This window comes from Bartonella sp. W8167 (assembly GCF_016100335.1).
GTDB lineage: Bacteria > Pseudomonadota > Alphaproteobacteria > Rhizobiales > Rhizobiaceae > Bartonella > Bartonella apis.
Map to the genome: position 1 here is coordinate 112,316 of NZ_JACFSQ010000001.1, position 15,104 is coordinate 127,419.

Below are 15,104 nucleotides of genomic sequence, written 5' to 3' on the forward strand. Positions count from 1 at the left end.
ATCCGGTTCTATTGTCCCGAATAGTTCACCTCGTGGAAAGCCTGCAAACACAGCGAATATCACTCATGCCGCGAACGCCGCCAATATTACGCGTCCCGCAAACATCGAAAATATTCCGAACATTTCCCATGCCTCAAACGATGCATATATCGCAAACATTCCGAACGCTGCCAAATTCACGCCTGCCGCGCATAAAGCTTGTTTGAGCTCCGCCCCTCGTTTTTCTTGCTCTTATGCCCGTTTTGGAAGCTCTTATCGCAAACATTGCGAACGCCGCCAAATTCACGCCTGCCGCGCATAAAGCTTGTTTGAGCTTCGCCCCTCGTTTTTCTCGCTCTTTTGCCCATTTTGGAAGCTCTCGTCCAAGAAAGTCTCCGGTTTCGCATATAGTGCCGCACCCTTGGCAGCTTCTTTTGTTTTTGGAATGTCGCTTTCAAGCTTTGAAAGAATAGCAAAACGCAATTGCTATCCGCTATAATTTGGACACGCACGGTTCTTTCACTTGAATCTTGGTTCAACAGTCGACAATTTTGCTTTTTGTTATCCTGCCATCCATGACGTATTGAAATCATGTCTAAGAGAATTGCGCTGCCGGTTTTTAGAAAATTTTGGTGCTTCATAGGCAATACACATCAGGCCGAAAGCATCAGCCCCGTGGCTTGCCCAGTCATGTTCCGGCCCCAGTCCTATATCGCGTTTGTCGTCACGTTTTTCGTGATACCAGCCCAAAGCATCGCGTCCTGCTTCTGTGGTTTTTTCATTAAACCAGATAGAGGGGAAAAGCCGTCTTGCCGCTTCAATGCGGGCGCGTGCTGCCCCTTTTCCCTGATTGGGAATAATGTCTACCTCGAAACCGGCTTGTTGAAGCGCGCTTTCAAAACTCACATCCCGCACGCGATCTTTGGTTGCACCGTCATGCGGCAATGTAATTCTTGCCCGCCCGTAACCTTTTTCGCGCAACCAGTTGATATGGGCACTCAAAGGCTGCCCTTGCGCTTCATAATAATCAAGAACGCGGATTTCTTTTCCGATAAATTGCGCAATCCAGATAGCGGTTGCATCGGCTTTGGCGCCGGTGCCGCCAATGTCGAAAAAAGCCTGAAATGTCATTAACGGGTCGGCCGGAACATTGGAAATGCGCCCTTCTTCTTTGGCAATTGCAAGACCGGTTGCAAAATAGGCTCCCTCCATCTGGGAAAGAAATCCCCCTTCCCATATATGGTCATAACTTTCCGGCCGGTTCTTCAAGTCATCAAGGCGGGCGCGGTTTAATAGATCGGGAAATCTCGGATTATCACGCCAATTCAGTTGAACAGATTTGATACGCGCATTTTTACTGTCGCGAAAACGCTTTTCAACGGCTGCCTCTTTTCTGAGCGGGTTCCATGTTACCCAGAGTTCGGTGTTCCAATCCTCACCTTCCTCGCGCAAAGTCGGTATCAATGTGTTCCACGCGTGGGAGGTCACAGGTTCGGCTTCATCCACCCAACAGAGAAGCAACCGCCCCTTCGATTTGATACTGGCAATATTCCGGTCTAGACCGGAAAAGGCATAAGTAATGCGCCCGTCTTTCGAGCGTATATAGGTTTCACCAATGGTATAGTAATTTTGTAAAAACGGATAATCGGCAATAGCCCTTTTGATTTCTTCCAAAGAGCTGTCAGCCAAAGAATTCTGGAATTGGCGGGCACAAAGAATAATGCCGCGAATTCCTCTTTTTCCCAAACAATAGCCGACCACTGCGCTCATTGTGGCAAAGGAGCGGGTTTTTCCCGAACCGCGCCCGCCATAGGCCGCCCTGATATCGGCCGGCCCATCGAAAAGGCTAATCAGCTTTTCCGGCAATTCTATTTTTTCTGTTGTCATGAACCACCACAAAACCACCGAAACAAAACGACCGGACAAGACGTTTTCTACGTTCCAAACCAAATCCGGAAGCCTAAAAAAGCTTAAAAAACTATTCTAAAAACCGTCTTCACCACCTTGACGGATATGCAAAGAAAACGCTCGTTTTAAACAAGCATCGCCACTTTTAAAAACCACGCCTTCAGGAAATAATAGATCTCATCGTAATCAGGCCAATATAAGAAAAACAGCACGTCAAGCTTTTTAAAAAGCCCGTCATTTCAAAAAGCCCACCATTTCAAAAAGCCACCATTTTAAAACGTGCAAGACGTTTTTTTGAAATAATTTTCGAGACACGAAAAACAGTGAAACTCTCTCCTCATTTCGCATCGAAAACAAATTCGTTGAACAATTGCAAAACCGGTTCGCTTTTTTGAAAACCTTTTTTATCGCAAAGCTCGTCAATTGTCTTTTTTAAGGATTTCCGAGATTTCCTGATTTATCTCAAGTTCCTGGTGTCGAGCAGGGCGCTTTTTAGAAGTCGTGCGCTTTTTTCCGGCTGGTTCATTTGCAACTGTCAAATCTTTCGGTGAGGGTGATAATGCAACCAGTTCGATTTTTGTCACGGTTTTTCTTTCTTGTCCGTCTGAATTAAGTTCGGCAGGCAGCACCTTGCCAAGTAGTGTCAAAAAGGAAGAAGCATTTTTTAAAGCCTGCGCTTCAAGATAGGAAACAAGCCCGTCTTCTCCCAACCGGTTACCAGCTTTTATTGCAGCTTTTAAAATAGCCTCTTTCAAAATGCCGGAAGCTTTCTTTTCTCGCACAGCTTCCCGCTTTTTTTGCGTGGCTTTCTTTGTCGCTTTTGCTACAGTCGGCATTGTTTTCAAAACTGCATTACTCTCTAGCGACAATTTTTCCTTGCACTCATCCTGCACGGTTTTCTTTTTAACCTCTTCTATTAAAGGCGCAGCCATTGTCTCGTTGCCAAGCATTTTTTGCAGCGTCTGCTTTCGAATTCGCGTGGTTAGAGTTATCTCTTTTTCCTTGTTTCCAGACACATTTTCCAGCGTTTCTTTTTTGAACTCTATGCTTGAACGTGCAGCCATTTCCTCATTGCCCAGAACTTGCCGCTCAATTTCCTTTTCATGCTTCACACTTGAACGTGCTGCCTTTTCCTTGGATTCAAGCACATTTTCCAGCGTTTCTTTTTTGAACTCTATGCTTGAACGTGCGGCCATTTTCTCATTGCCGAGCACTTGCCGCTCAATTTCCTTTTCAAGTCTCACTCTCGAACGTGCAGCCTTTTCCTTGCTTTCAGACACATTTTCCAGCGTTTCTTTTTTGAACTCTATGCTTGAACATGCAGCCATCCCCTCATTGCCCAGCACTTGCCGCTCAATATCCTTTTCAAATCTCACTTTTGAACGTGCAGCCTTTTCCTTGTTTCCAGACACATTTTCCAGCGTTTCCTTTTTGAACTCTACGCTTGAACGTGCGGCCATTTTCTCATTGCCGAGCATTTGCTGCTCAATTTCCTTTTCAAGTCTCACTCTCGAACGTGCTGCCTTTTCCAAAAATCCATCAGCAACCCGCACAGTTTCTTTTTCAATTTCTTCCGATAAGGCGCGGCTTTTTTTCTGTTGGTGTGCTTTTTTAACGGCGGTTTTTTCACGGATTTTTCTGTTTTGAGGGATGTTCGCTTTTTGGTTCCGGCCAAGTCCCTTTTCCTTTTCAAGGATAAAATTTTTAACCGCCAAATGCGCTACGAGCTTGAAAACATTCGCCACGCATTTTTGCGGCCCAAACTATTCCATGCGGATTTTTTAAAAACATTCAACAAACGCCTCAACAATCAATAGCAATATTCATGAAAAAATCTGTAATTTAGAATAATATCGTTTTAAAAGGAATTTAAATTCAACAAACAATCGAATATTTAAAATATAAAAGATCATAAAACGTTTTTATATTTATAAACGTCAACCAAACCATAGATACAATTCTTGTTGTGCCGTATGTGTCAGTTAATATTTAGTGACACATTTTTGCAAGAAAAAAATAATCGGAAATTTTAAAAAATTATTTTTCTAAAAATCAGGTGGTCGGAAGACGCGTGAATTTTTATTGGTCGCTCCTGTTCAAAACCAATCGACACATGTTTTTCAATTGCCAAATAGATCATTTCCATTTGGAAAAATGCCGATGCCTTCAAACTTAAAAAGAGAATTTTTAATAAAGAGGGGTAAGTTATAATTTAGTGTAAAAGAGTTTTACTCGTCAGAATAAAAATCGAAAATAAACTTTATTATAGATAATTTTTATCTTGAAATAATAAAAAAAATTCCCATTTCTCTTAAAATTTTTTGCGTAATGGTTCTAAATTATGAATAATCCACACGAAATAAGGATGATACTATGAAATACGAAATTTTCAAAGGTAGCAACGGCGAATGGTATTGGCATTTGAAAGCCGCGAACCACGAAAAGATCGCAACAAGCGGCGAAGGCTATAAAAACAAGGCTGATGCTCTTCATGCAATTGATCTGGTAAAATCTTCTTATAACGCACCGGTTGAGGAAATCTGAAGTCTGAATATTCGCCTGCCATTTCGCAGGTCTATTTATCAAACGCCCTAATCGGGTGTTTTAAAGTTTAAAAGCTGGCGGCATTGCGCTACGTCAGCTTTTTAAATAACCATCGTTCCGAATTTTCCTAGGCCTTCTCCCTTCAACTGGAAAGCGTAACGCTTTTTTCACATTTTCTATCCCTCTTGAAAATGAACGCACGTTGCCGGATTTTTTTGGTAAGTCGACAAGAAGCTGCCATCTTACGTCTGGGTACTTCTATGTTGTGGCAAAGTCCTTTGCATTTATGGACACCCGAAGGTTTATTTAGAATATCGATAAGAACGGTATGGACAATTGTTTTTGTTAAGTATGGTGTTTTTGTTAAGTATGGTCGTTTTGTCGAATTGTCGAAAAACGAAAACAAATAAAAAAGTCTATATTCAATATAGACCAACGAATAATTCAGGATGCACCGAAGCGAACAACAGTGATACCGTCGGGTCTGATGGAAGGTGGCAAACTAACAACAAATCCACCGCAAAAAATTCCATATATAAAGATTAGCGGCGGTGATAATTGCGATATTATAGTTGAAAGGAATTATTCCTATTTTTTATCACCTTTATCACTATAATCATTCAATTGTTTAAAACCGTATGCATCCTTCCGTAATAAACGGCCGTTTGTGCATACCAGATAAGACGATTGTCCTTTTTTATTCAAGATAATATCCTCATAATTATTAAGACGTTGTTCATCGAATGTCATTGTCCAATTCCTTCGTTCACGCTTGGGAATTGACTGATAAACATGTTCAAAACACACTGAATTATTATAACTCAACCCTCTACGGATTGCGGTATGCATTGGTGAATCTATCTTGCCAATATTAACAGTTTCACTGTTGGCATTATTCATGAAGAGCATTGTGAAGATGGTCACAATGATAGTTTTATTCATTTGTTTTACACTCTTTATAGAAGAAACTCTTGAATTGATTGATTAATCGTTTTGTTAAAGATTCCATTTTCTCAATAGAGAGTTGGATATCAATATTTTTGTTGTCGCGAAGCGCTTCCAAATATTCATCGATATAATCCAAACTATATTGTTTTATTTTATTCGAATAACCCAACTCTTCCATTATGCACAAGCTCACCAACTCAGCAACAATCTCCTCCTCATCGAGTAATAAGGTTATTTCTTTATCTATAGTACTCTCTTTGCGATGTATCATCCAATGTGTTATCTCATGAAACATAGCGGAGAAGAATAGATGCAATGATTTGTAGTTTCTAGGTTTTGTTAATATGATGTTATCGGTACCATGATAGTATCGTGGTAATCCGCTATCATCGAAATATATGTTGACTCTATTAATGATATTGGACACAATATCAAAAATAATCATTTTCATTTCATGTAGATTGAAAAGCAAATACATAAAATATTGATCACTTGTCGAAGTGGAGATATTTCTGTCCCTATCTTTTTTATCTAAATCAAGCTCCATATGAACCCGGAATCGTGTTCCGTGGTCATCAACGATGACATTCCGATTTAATATTTCATTTATATTCATCGACAATTCTTGTAACCACAAGCCCGTTTTTTGAAATTCAAGATTTTTCTAAACATACTTCATTTTCTACACATCTTTGTTGTGTTGCGAAATCTTTAATCTCTAATAACGCAAAACCTTTAGATGCTTTTGAACAAATTTATTTATCGTCTTTCGACCTTGTTCGGGAAAGCAAATAAGAAACAAAGGATGCGCAAGCCCCCAACATGAAAAGTGCGTCGGCCTCGTCAACGGCTGCACTCGACTTGTCCAAAAGTGAATGTCGAATTCCGTTTTCATCAGAGGTAAAGCCGTAAAGTTCGCTCAACGCTTTCTTAAATGCCGGATGCAGAGGATAGTTCTTTTCAATTTCCTTCAGTGCCAAACCGAGAGTTGCATTTTCCCCGACAATTTGGCGGCAAACCGCTTCCACCGCGCTGATGCTTTCCCGAACGCTATCAGCCCACTTCTGGTGATTTATCTGTTCTCCGGCTTTGAGTAAATGGCTATGGGCACCAAGCTGGCCAGTGTGCTTTGTCTCATCGAGTGCAGCAACATAAGTCTTACCCTCAAATTCATTACTGATAGGCTTGATCTTTCCGTCGTAAATTATGTAGGCTAAGTGATGCTTTTTAACGATTGTTTTTAACTTAAATTCAAAATTTTCATTACGTTTTTTATAACCAATATTATCTGTATTTAATTGTTTAAGATCTTTTATTAGTTGTTCTAATAAATCAAAAAGTCTAAAAAAATTACATTTATCGACAAACTCATCTAGGAAATCTTTCACGAAAGACTTCGTTCTTGAAAACTTTCTATAATTTCCTTCATAAAAGTTTATAAAAATGTCCTGAATTATATCCGCATATTCGTTTTCAATAGCATTAAAACGACCGACTATAATAGTTTCGTCGAGAAGTGCTTTTATCTCTTCTCTGAATGCGGTTGTTATTTCTCCCAAAGCAAGCTGTTGAACAACCGGCGCATAGCCGTAGCGCTGGGAAAACGGAAGATCGTCAGTAGAATTGCTCATAATTAAAAGGTCATACGTTCTTTTGAATTGTGAAAATATAATGCCGAAGAAATCTTCAAATACTAACAGATTCTGTGGTTCAAAAATAGCTTCGCCTTTTATCACTTCACGAAATTGACCGCTTTTTTTGCGCTTAAACGACATTCTAAACGGAACCAACAATTCCGGCTTTGACCGTGAAAAACTCGTGCCACGAAATAATGCCATAAATAGCCGTCATTTATTCCCTTCCTCATTTTTGCAGAAGCTTGAAATGATTAGCACAAAACCATCACACAAATAGCGGTTGCAAAAAGGGGAAAAACACATCCTAACATTGCTTTTGTCTGAATTTTTGGCATAAATCGCTAGGGAAAAAGAGAAGGGGAAAAAGCGAAGAATGCCTTCAAATACCAATACCGATAAACAGAACGATAAGCTAGAACAAGCAAGTGAAACGGGTGAAAAATTCATTGCTTTTAAAAAGCGCATGTTCCGGCTTGGTATCGGCTTTTTAATTGCAGCAATAGTTTTCTCTCTCCTGAATTATTTTTTTCTTGAAACAAGTAACAACATTCTTGGTGTGGCCATTTTCTTATTCGTTGTTTTGGCAGACATATTGATTTTGCTTCCCGCAATCATCACGAAAGAAACAAACTGGTTTGCGCTACTCGGCTCGACTATTTTATGTATTGTTTTCCTCTGTCTATCGGTTTTTTATCCATTTCAGGACTTTCAATATAGATTGAAAGTTGTTTCCTTGGTTGCGATTGTCGCAACACTTTTATTTGTGCTTTTGAATAGCTGGATTAATGCAGCCTTTTTCCCGTCGAAGAATGCGTATACTCGCCAAAGTGTCGATTTTGCCAGCAACCGTTTTGCCGTCGATGTTTTGAACGTCACTTTAATTCTTGGCACTTTGTTCGGGACAATTGCTTTTCTGTATTTTTATCCGGGTCAAGACAATTCAACCTTTTTCGGTGGCATAGATATTAAAAATGTAGCGCTGGCCACTGCCGGTCTTGTTACCTTTTTCTGGGCGGCCAAAGCGACCAAAAATAAATCAATCGAGCTTGAAGAAAAGAAGCAGGATGGCAAGCGCCACGATAACGAAATCAAAATGGCAAAACGGCGTGACACCGCCCAGCTTATCGCAGAAGCATCAAAACTTTTAAGCAGTGAAAGCGATGCGCAAAAATATGCAGGTCTTTCCTTTTTGAATGCAGTTGCAAGTGACCCTGAAGGTCCTCTTAGAAAAGAAGCATTTGATTTGATAGCAGATTTTATAACCGGTGCTAGTGACGTTACAATAGCGAATAAAGCTCGTCTGCGAGCGATTCATTATGCTGACGACCTTGTTGGAAATAATCCTCTTCATTTTTATATTAATGAATTTGTAATAATATCGCGTAAAGATCATGTTCAGAAAGATGATAATGTAAAATATTTGAATGAATTTGAAATTAAAAATTTATATGTTACATATGTCGGTTTGACTTTTAGTTACAAATTTATTCAAAGATTCATAAAATCAAAAGTTATTTGTCGATTTGGGTTTTTAGACTGTATATTCTATGGAATAAATGTGGAACATACACTTCCAATAATTACAAAGATTGCAGCTTTCAATTGTAAATTCGCTAATTGCAAAATTGCTTTTATATATTCATCTCCTTATATACCGATTAAAAATGGGATTACTAAAAAAACAAAAGTCGAGCGTATTATACCTGAAAGCTATCTTCCGGATAATAGTTTTAGGTACAATACTTTCTATGAATGCGACTTTAGCAATTGCACGAGTTGGATAAATGCATGTGTTCCTGTAAAAAAAGTAAAGAAACATGGCGTATTAGACAAGTGCTTTTATTATTCGAATTGCGAGCCACAAAGTTTCAATGAAGACGATCATGGAAAATTGTTAATTAGAATAGATTCAGAACAACAATTTAGAAAAATATTCGGAGATATGCCTTTTATGCAATATTCTCCACCAAAGGATAAAAAGTAAGCGCAAACAATCGCATGCGCGTAAAAATAAATAGTTTTCCGATTAAGTTTAAATCAGTGCCATTTCTATCAGTTATAGGCGGGCGATTATCTTACCAGTTTTCGCTTATCCCTTCATTGCACGGTGATAAATTGTGCGAGGTGTAAAAGAAAAGGCAGGGGACTGCCTGCCTTTTAGAAATAGCGTTGCAAGTCGAGATAAAAAGGCGGGTTGGACTTCCGCTTTACGGGGGTGACCTCTTTTATAAATTTACGGGGGGTAACCCCTCTCATAAATTGCAAGCCAAGTTTGCTCTTTCAGCCTATAGTTCTAGCTAAAAATAGACTTTTTACAAAAATAGTCTTTCCCGCCGCATAACAAATTGCAACAAAACCATAAAATTCCGGTCGCAATATAAATTTCCCACCTCCTAAGAAATTCCGTTTGGAAAATAGAATTCCCGTTGCGCCATCAGGGTCATTAAAAATTTAATGACCTTTATTGGCAAGGAAAAAATGCCGGTTCAGCGCGTTGAGCACAAGCCTTGTTGCGCCGACAAGGTGCGGCAATTCGAGATCTTCCAGCACGATATATTGCAAGGCGGCATAAAGGTTATCAATTCTGTTATCAAATTGCGCTTCCTGAATGGCTTCTCTTGCCGCAAGATATTGCTTTTTTGCACGCTTGCAAAACGCTTCATAAAGTTCGGGATTAGGCGTGCTGTTAAAATCGTCGTAATAGGCGGCAGGCGAAAGCAATGCCTTTTTATAGTTATTATCAACCTCGATAAATTTTAGCCCGGCATTGTACTGGTCTTCGCTAATGCCGCCGCATTCGGGGCCTGCCAAAAAAAGCCTGCCGATATAGGTGGAAGCGCGCGGGTCTTTTGCCTGTTTTTCGGAAAGGCCTGTGTGCTTTGCACGCATCAAAATGGCAAGACGGTCAATCGCCTCGCGCGGTTTTTTTGCGCGGCTGCGCCTGCCATTCGGTTCGCGCGCAATACCTTCGATACGCGGCCTTCCGCGCCCGCGCTTGAGCCGGAGTTTTCCTGCTTTTGAACGGGCTTTCAATCTGATAATTTCAACTTCCTGCATGGTTTAAGCCTTTCATGATCTTTTTTATTCGGGTGGTTGTTTGAAGTGTTGAATTTGAAGTGTTGTTGTTTGAATTCTTGTGGTTCGCGTTTTGCCGCCCAAAAAACATTGGCCTTTTCATAAATGTCCCATACCGTCTCTTATCGCCCCATATCGTCCCACATTGTCTTACGTCGTCCCATCTCGTCCCACATTGTCCCATTCCGTTTCATTCAGCTTCATCGAGCGCGCATTTCTTTTGCGGGCGGGAAGCGTGTCGCCCTGGTTCATGTTCTGTTGTTTTGTTTCCGCTTGTCATCGTGGTTTGGTGGTGAAAAGTCAGTTTTTCTTCCCGCGCCTCCGGAATTAAAACGTCGTTTGGTCCTTCTTCTCCGGCTCTTAAAAGCCGCTCCACATGGTCGATTTTCAACCATTCGGTTTTTTCAATATGTTCGCAAAAAGCGGCAAGTTCCGGCGCTGTCGGCATGAAGGTTTTGTTGAAGCCTTCCGCCTTGCCGCGAATAATCAAAAGCACCGATTGCATAATGGCAAAGCTGGAAAAGCCGGAAAGCGCAATCATATAGGATTTGGCCGCACTTTCCCCGTCTATATCACGGGGCAGGCGCATACCGCCCGAAAGCAGCAAAAACTGGTCCATGATTTCGTCACTTCGTGCCTTTTTTAAAAGTGTGTTTTTTGCGTCCTCGAGTGTGTGCCTGATTGTTGCAATTTGAGCGCATGTCGGTTTTTCCCCCGCCTTGAAGCGGGGTGGAAAGCCTTCACCTGTCGTGAGGGAAACGAGTTTGGCAAGCGTCAAATCGAGGTGCGAGACGGGCCATCGCATCGGTAACTTTTCTGGCTGTCGATCTTTTATCATATTTAAATTTTGCATTTTTTCGCTCCATTACGGGGGCCGGTTGGTCATTCCAGCGTTCCTGATTGAGAAACGTTGTCGGGTTAAGCCAGGGGCGGTCGGGCGGCTTGTCGGCGATATAGCGTTGAAGCCCCGCCATAATGGCGGCAAGACTGTCTTTTTTGCGCGCTTTCAAAAACGCCGTTAGTGCCTTCGGCTTGCCGCATTTGTTCGGGAAAGAAGGCCAGAAAATTTCATGAAATTCGGCTTCAAAACCCCTTTTGTCGGGGCGGCTTATTGCAAACTCTGAAACTTCGTTTTTTCCAAAATTCCGGCTTGAAAAAATTCCCGAAGGTGAAGGCAAAAGCGGCACACCCGCGCTTTCTCCGGAAGCTGACATTGCGCCCGAAGCCGTGCCGTTTTCAGCCGCAGACATCGTTCCCGTGATTTCTAAAAGTGGTTCACTTTCCGCTTGCGGCAAAGCGGAAATTTCTGACAAAGTGCAAGCCTTGTCCTTGGGCAAACTCACGGCAAAAGAACAAGCTTTCTCCGGCTCGCATTCCGTAGGGATTTCCGGTAAATTTTCATTTCCGCAAGGGGAGAAACCATGCCCGCTTTTTTTCTCTGTTGGCTCTTCGACAAGCGCATCAGAAGGTGTTTCAGAGAAAGCGGGAAAGGGGTTATTTTCTTTAAGGGGGTGTGGGGGAACCTTTCTTTTAGGGGAAAGGGGTAATGTTTCCTCGCTGTTACAATTTTCCTCTTGTAACGTTACATTGTTTTTCCGTGTCAGCCTGAAACGGCGCACACGCTCGCGTGTACGGGCACGGCGTAAGTCTTCCCGCTCGTCTATATCGGCAAGAAGTTCCAGAATGGCCGACATTTGTTCGGTAGAAAGGTTCAAACCGGCAAGGCGACGTAGTGTTGACGAATCCATTTTATAAAACTCTCTTCTCTGCCTTGAAAAAGGTTGGTTGGTGGCACAATTGACGCGCAAAAAACCCCGATAATTCCGGAGGAAAAACAGCTTTGAAAACACTTTCACCTTCAGGTGTCAAAGCACTGATTTTTCGGGTCACAGATTTGATTTTTCCGCTTGCGCTTTTTGCTGACAAGCAGACTTTTGCAGCGCTTAAAACAATGCTTTTAAAAATTCGGTTTGAATTTTGTTGTCCTGCACGGGCAAAAATTGACGCGCTCAAACGAAGCCTTTCCCAGAAAGCTGAAAGGCTCACCGGTTTAAAAATGGCGATTGCTATTGCCTTGATAAAAACAACAAGTTGTTTAACTATTTCATCAAGTGATTGATGAAAGACAAAGGAAAGAGAATGCCCGTTATTAACCCGATAAGATCTGCCACAGTCAATGCAGCAGCCACACCGGAAGAAGTCGCATTCCGTTTGTTCAGTATTATTGCCGGTGCTTCCGAAAATACGATTGATAGCAAAGATATTCTGCCGCTTTTTGCCAAATGTATGATTGCTGTCGGCAAACCGGAAAATATCCTTGCCGAGCCGCAGAAATATGATGTGACACTCGAAAACACCAATGCCAGAAAAACGCCCGCAGAAGGTGCAGGCTCGCCAGACAGTGCTTTCGAGAATAGCAAGAACGAATAAGCATAATTTGCTTTTTTTAAGAAAAAATCGGGATAAAGAAGAAGTGCGGGGAAAAAACGTTCGGCATAATGAACGGGGCGCAAGCACCGTCAGCCCGCAACAAGTGCTTCCCCCAGCAGTTTGAAATACGCTTTGAAGTTTAAATATGCTTTGAAGCTTGCCGGAGGAAGGCGCAACGCAAAAGCCGCACTTCAAGGTCTGTTCGCTTTTAAGAACACTTTTAAATGCGGCTTCATTGTCTGCTGCTTCATTCTTGGGTGAAGCTTCTAAAGGCCAAGTCAACAGTGCGGTCTTGCGGCTAAAGCAGTTCACCAGCTGTTTTTCATGCAAAACATCAGTGTCGAATAATTGTGACACGCCAATATCTGACAACACGCAAATATCTGATTTGTCCATTTGTTCCACCCCGAAACATGGCAAATACGCCGTCTAAAAAACTTGCAGGAAAGCGCACACTGCACCTTCCATCCTTTACCCGCCACTTTTAAACACTAATAATGTTATAATACACTCAAAAGTAGCGTATAGTTGTATAACAACATCATTTATATCAGATTGTCAACATGATTTATGTTTATTATTCTGACATAATGTATGTTATGGACACGATGGGACAAAGATTGCGCGAAGCACGGCTGAAAGCGGGCTTTTCATCTGCGACGAAAGCTGCGGATGCAATTGGCGTGAGCCATTCGACCTATCGGGCACACGAAAACGGGCAGAATGATTTTAGCCCTGAAGACGCGGCAATTTATGGCCGCAAATTCGGCGTGAGCGCATCTTATCTTTTGACAGGTGAAAATGCCGCAAAACACAAGATTGTATCGAGTTTTGACCCTGATATTCCTGACCGGATTGATAGTGATGTCAAAACAAGGTTGCAGTTGAAAGATGGTGAAATTCCCGAAATTGATGTCAAGGCGGGCATGGGGGCCGGCGGGGAAATTATGATCGTCAACGGTGCCAAGAATGCTGTTCAAATTTCGACTGAAGTCATACGGGATTTTTGGCGTTTACCCGAAAGCCTGTTGGCAAAACTCAATGTTGTTGCGTCGAATGTTGCCGTTCTTCCTGCTTATGGCGATAGCATGTCGCCCACCATTCATGATGGCGATGCGGTGTTTATCGACATATCGCACCGTGTTCCGTCACCTCCGGGAATTTATGCGCTGGCTGACGAGCTCGGCGGGGTTATCATCAAACGGCTGGAAATTGTTTCCCGTCCCGGTGCGGATGAAATCGAGGTCGAAGTGATATCGGATAATCCCCACCACAAACCGCGCATTCTGAATTTAAGCGAAATCACCATTCTTGGCCGCTATATCGGCCGTTTTACCCGCTAAAGCTGGAACATTTTACAAAACATTGTCCTATCGGATGCGCCGACATATCGCACCGTGTTCCGTCACCGCCGGGAATTTATGCACTGGCTGACGAGCTTGGCGGGGTTATCATTAAACGGCTGGAAGTTGTTTCCCGTCCCGGTGCGGATGAAATCGAGGTCGAGGTCATATCGGATAATCCCCACCACAAACCGCGCATTCTGAATTTAAGCGAAATTACTATTCTTGGCCGCTATATCGGCCGTTTTACCCGCTAAAAAAAATTGACATAAAATAGGTGCCAAAAGCATCGGCATGTCAAAGCTTATGTTTATCCAAGGCTGGCATCCGAGCCGGATAATCAAGGGAGCGTCATCATAGCCGGATATCCAAGACCAAAAGTTTTCGTGCACCCGATCATTCATTTGAAGACCGATGTTTTTAAGCCCGATATTTTTAAGGCCTATATTTTAGCATCCGATTTGACTGTGCGAAAATTGTTCGCTGACCGATCTGATGAAACGGCGCTTTTGGAAAGATGATTTTCTCACTTCACATGTCTTGGATACGCTATTGATCGCTACCCAATTATTGTGATCGCTATATGCTTATTTCAAACACACATTGCCGCTGGCACATTTTCCCCGCTCTGATTTTCCTTCTGTTTGATTTTTCAGTGTCGGTTTTTCCAACATCGTGTTTCTTGATGCGCTATTTATTGCTGTCGGATTAAGTCAAACAAAAGTTCCCATAGCCGGATTTTCTCACACCGGATGGAGCCGGTCGGGCGCATAATTTTCCAATATCCAATTGGTAATGCCGTCGTTCGAAGCGAAATAATTTTAAATCCGTATTGCCGGTATCAAACTTGCTTTTGCTCGATTATGTTATTGAAAACGGGGTGATAAATTATCCTTTGTCAATGGCATCACGCTTTATTTTTATCTCCCGATTTTTTTAAACATCGGTTGCTTTCACGCTCAACTTGTTGATGTCCGGGCTTCCATTGCTGGATAAACGGAAGACTTATGTTTCAAATACTTTGTTGATCGCTATTTTTCATTACTCTCCACGGGCTATTCATTTTTAGTCAATCGTCCAAGCAACAGCCTCTAATAGTTTTTTGTTGTTCTGATTGACTTGTTGTTCCGCTTGGAAGTCGCATTCATTTATAAAATTCCTTATTTCGAGGAAAACTTCGTCGATATTCTTCTTCGCTTCCGGTTAATTAGCCGGTTCAACTTTGATGTCTTACGGCAAC

13 protein-coding genes are annotated in these 15,104 nt (G+C 42.0%); 5 read left to right on the forward strand and 8 right to left on the reverse strand.

Going from position 1 to position 15,104, the window contains the following annotated elements; all coding sequences use genetic code 11:
* Positions 1–540: 540 nt before the first annotated feature.
* Positions 541–1,866: a phage terminase large subunit gene (locus H3V12_RS00365; protein WP_198211952.1), complete on the reverse strand. Its 1,326-nt coding sequence runs from the start codon at positions 1,864–1,866 to the stop codon at positions 541–543.
* A gap of 440 nt (positions 1,867–2,306) precedes the next feature.
* Positions 2,307–3,632, reverse strand: coding sequence for a hypothetical protein (locus tag H3V12_RS00370; protein ID WP_198211954.1), 1,326 nt, complete (start codon positions 3,630–3,632; stop codon positions 2,307–2,309).
* 628 nt (positions 3,633–4,260) lie between these two features.
* On the opposite strand from H3V12_RS00370, the gene H3V12_RS00375 reads away from it, so the two are divergent.
* Entirely contained in the window at positions 4,261–4,431 is a 171-nt protein-coding gene (locus H3V12_RS00375) for a DUF1508 domain-containing protein (protein WP_198211956.1), read from the forward strand.
* A gap of 588 nt (positions 4,432–5,019) precedes the next feature.
* Here H3V12_RS00375 and H3V12_RS00380 read toward each other — a convergent pair.
* From H3V12_RS00380 to H3V12_RS00390, 3 genes are all read right to left on the reverse strand, one after another.
* Entirely contained in the window at positions 5,020–5,373 is a 354-nt protein-coding gene (locus H3V12_RS00380; RefSeq protein ID WP_198211958.1) for a hypothetical protein, read from the reverse strand.
* Entirely contained in the window at positions 5,366–5,995 is a 630-nt protein-coding gene (locus tag H3V12_RS00385) for a zincin-like metallopeptidase domain-containing protein (RefSeq protein ID WP_198211960.1), read from the reverse strand. The genes H3V12_RS00380 and H3V12_RS00385 overlap by 8 nt, the downstream gene beginning before the upstream one ends.
* A gap of 139 nt (positions 5,996–6,134) precedes the next feature.
* Positions 6,135–7,217 carry a hypothetical protein gene (locus tag H3V12_RS00390; protein ID WP_198211962.1) on the reverse strand — a complete coding sequence of 361 codons (1,083 nt, stop codon included), beginning with the start codon at positions 7,215–7,217 and terminating at the stop codon, positions 6,135–6,137.
* A gap of 172 nt (positions 7,218–7,389) precedes the next feature.
* On the opposite strand from H3V12_RS00390, the gene H3V12_RS00395 reads away from it, so the two are divergent.
* The gene (locus H3V12_RS00395) at positions 7,390–9,000 is read left to right on the forward strand and encodes a hypothetical protein (protein WP_198211964.1); all 1,611 of its coding nucleotides are present in this window, start codon (positions 7,390–7,392) and stop codon (positions 8,998–9,000) included.
* A gap of 467 nt (positions 9,001–9,467) precedes the next feature.
* Here the strand turns inward: H3V12_RS00395 and H3V12_RS00400 are convergent, their stop codons facing one another.
* From H3V12_RS00400 to H3V12_RS00410, 3 genes are all read right to left on the reverse strand, one after another.
* Complete coding sequence (locus tag H3V12_RS00400; RefSeq protein WP_246787451.1) at positions 9,468–10,073, reverse strand: hypothetical protein; 606 nt, start codon at positions 10,071–10,073, stop codon at positions 9,468–9,470.
* A gap of 208 nt (positions 10,074–10,281) precedes the next feature.
* A complete protein-coding gene (locus H3V12_RS00405) occupies positions 10,282–10,896 on the reverse strand; it encodes a hypothetical protein (RefSeq protein ID WP_198211966.1) in 615 nt (204 codons plus the stop codon).
* Entirely contained in the window at positions 10,832–11,839 is a 1,008-nt protein-coding gene (locus H3V12_RS00410) for a hypothetical protein (RefSeq protein ID WP_198211968.1), read from the reverse strand. The genes H3V12_RS00405 and H3V12_RS00410 overlap by 65 nt, the downstream gene beginning before the upstream one ends.
* Before the next feature lie 92 nt (positions 11,840–11,931).
* Between H3V12_RS00410 and H3V12_RS00415 the strand changes: the two genes are divergently transcribed.
* The 3 genes from H3V12_RS00415 to H3V12_RS00425 all read left to right on the forward strand — a co-directional run bounded on the left by H3V12_RS00415 (position 11,932) and on the right by H3V12_RS00425 (position 13,864).
* On the forward strand, positions 11,932–12,210 hold the full coding sequence (locus H3V12_RS00415; protein ID WP_198211970.1) for a hypothetical protein: 279 nt from the start codon (positions 11,932–11,934) through the stop codon (positions 12,208–12,210).
* Between the two features lie 20 nt (positions 12,211–12,230).
* Complete coding sequence (locus H3V12_RS00420; protein ID WP_198211972.1) at positions 12,231–12,521, forward strand: hypothetical protein; 291 nt, start codon at positions 12,231–12,233, stop codon at positions 12,519–12,521.
* A 608-nt stretch (positions 12,522–13,129) separates the two neighbouring features.
* Positions 13,130–13,864, forward strand: coding sequence for a S24 family peptidase (locus tag H3V12_RS00425; protein ID WP_246784674.1), 735 nt, complete (start codon positions 13,130–13,132; stop codon positions 13,862–13,864).
* The last annotated feature ends 1,240 nt before the right edge of the window (positions 13,865–15,104 follow it).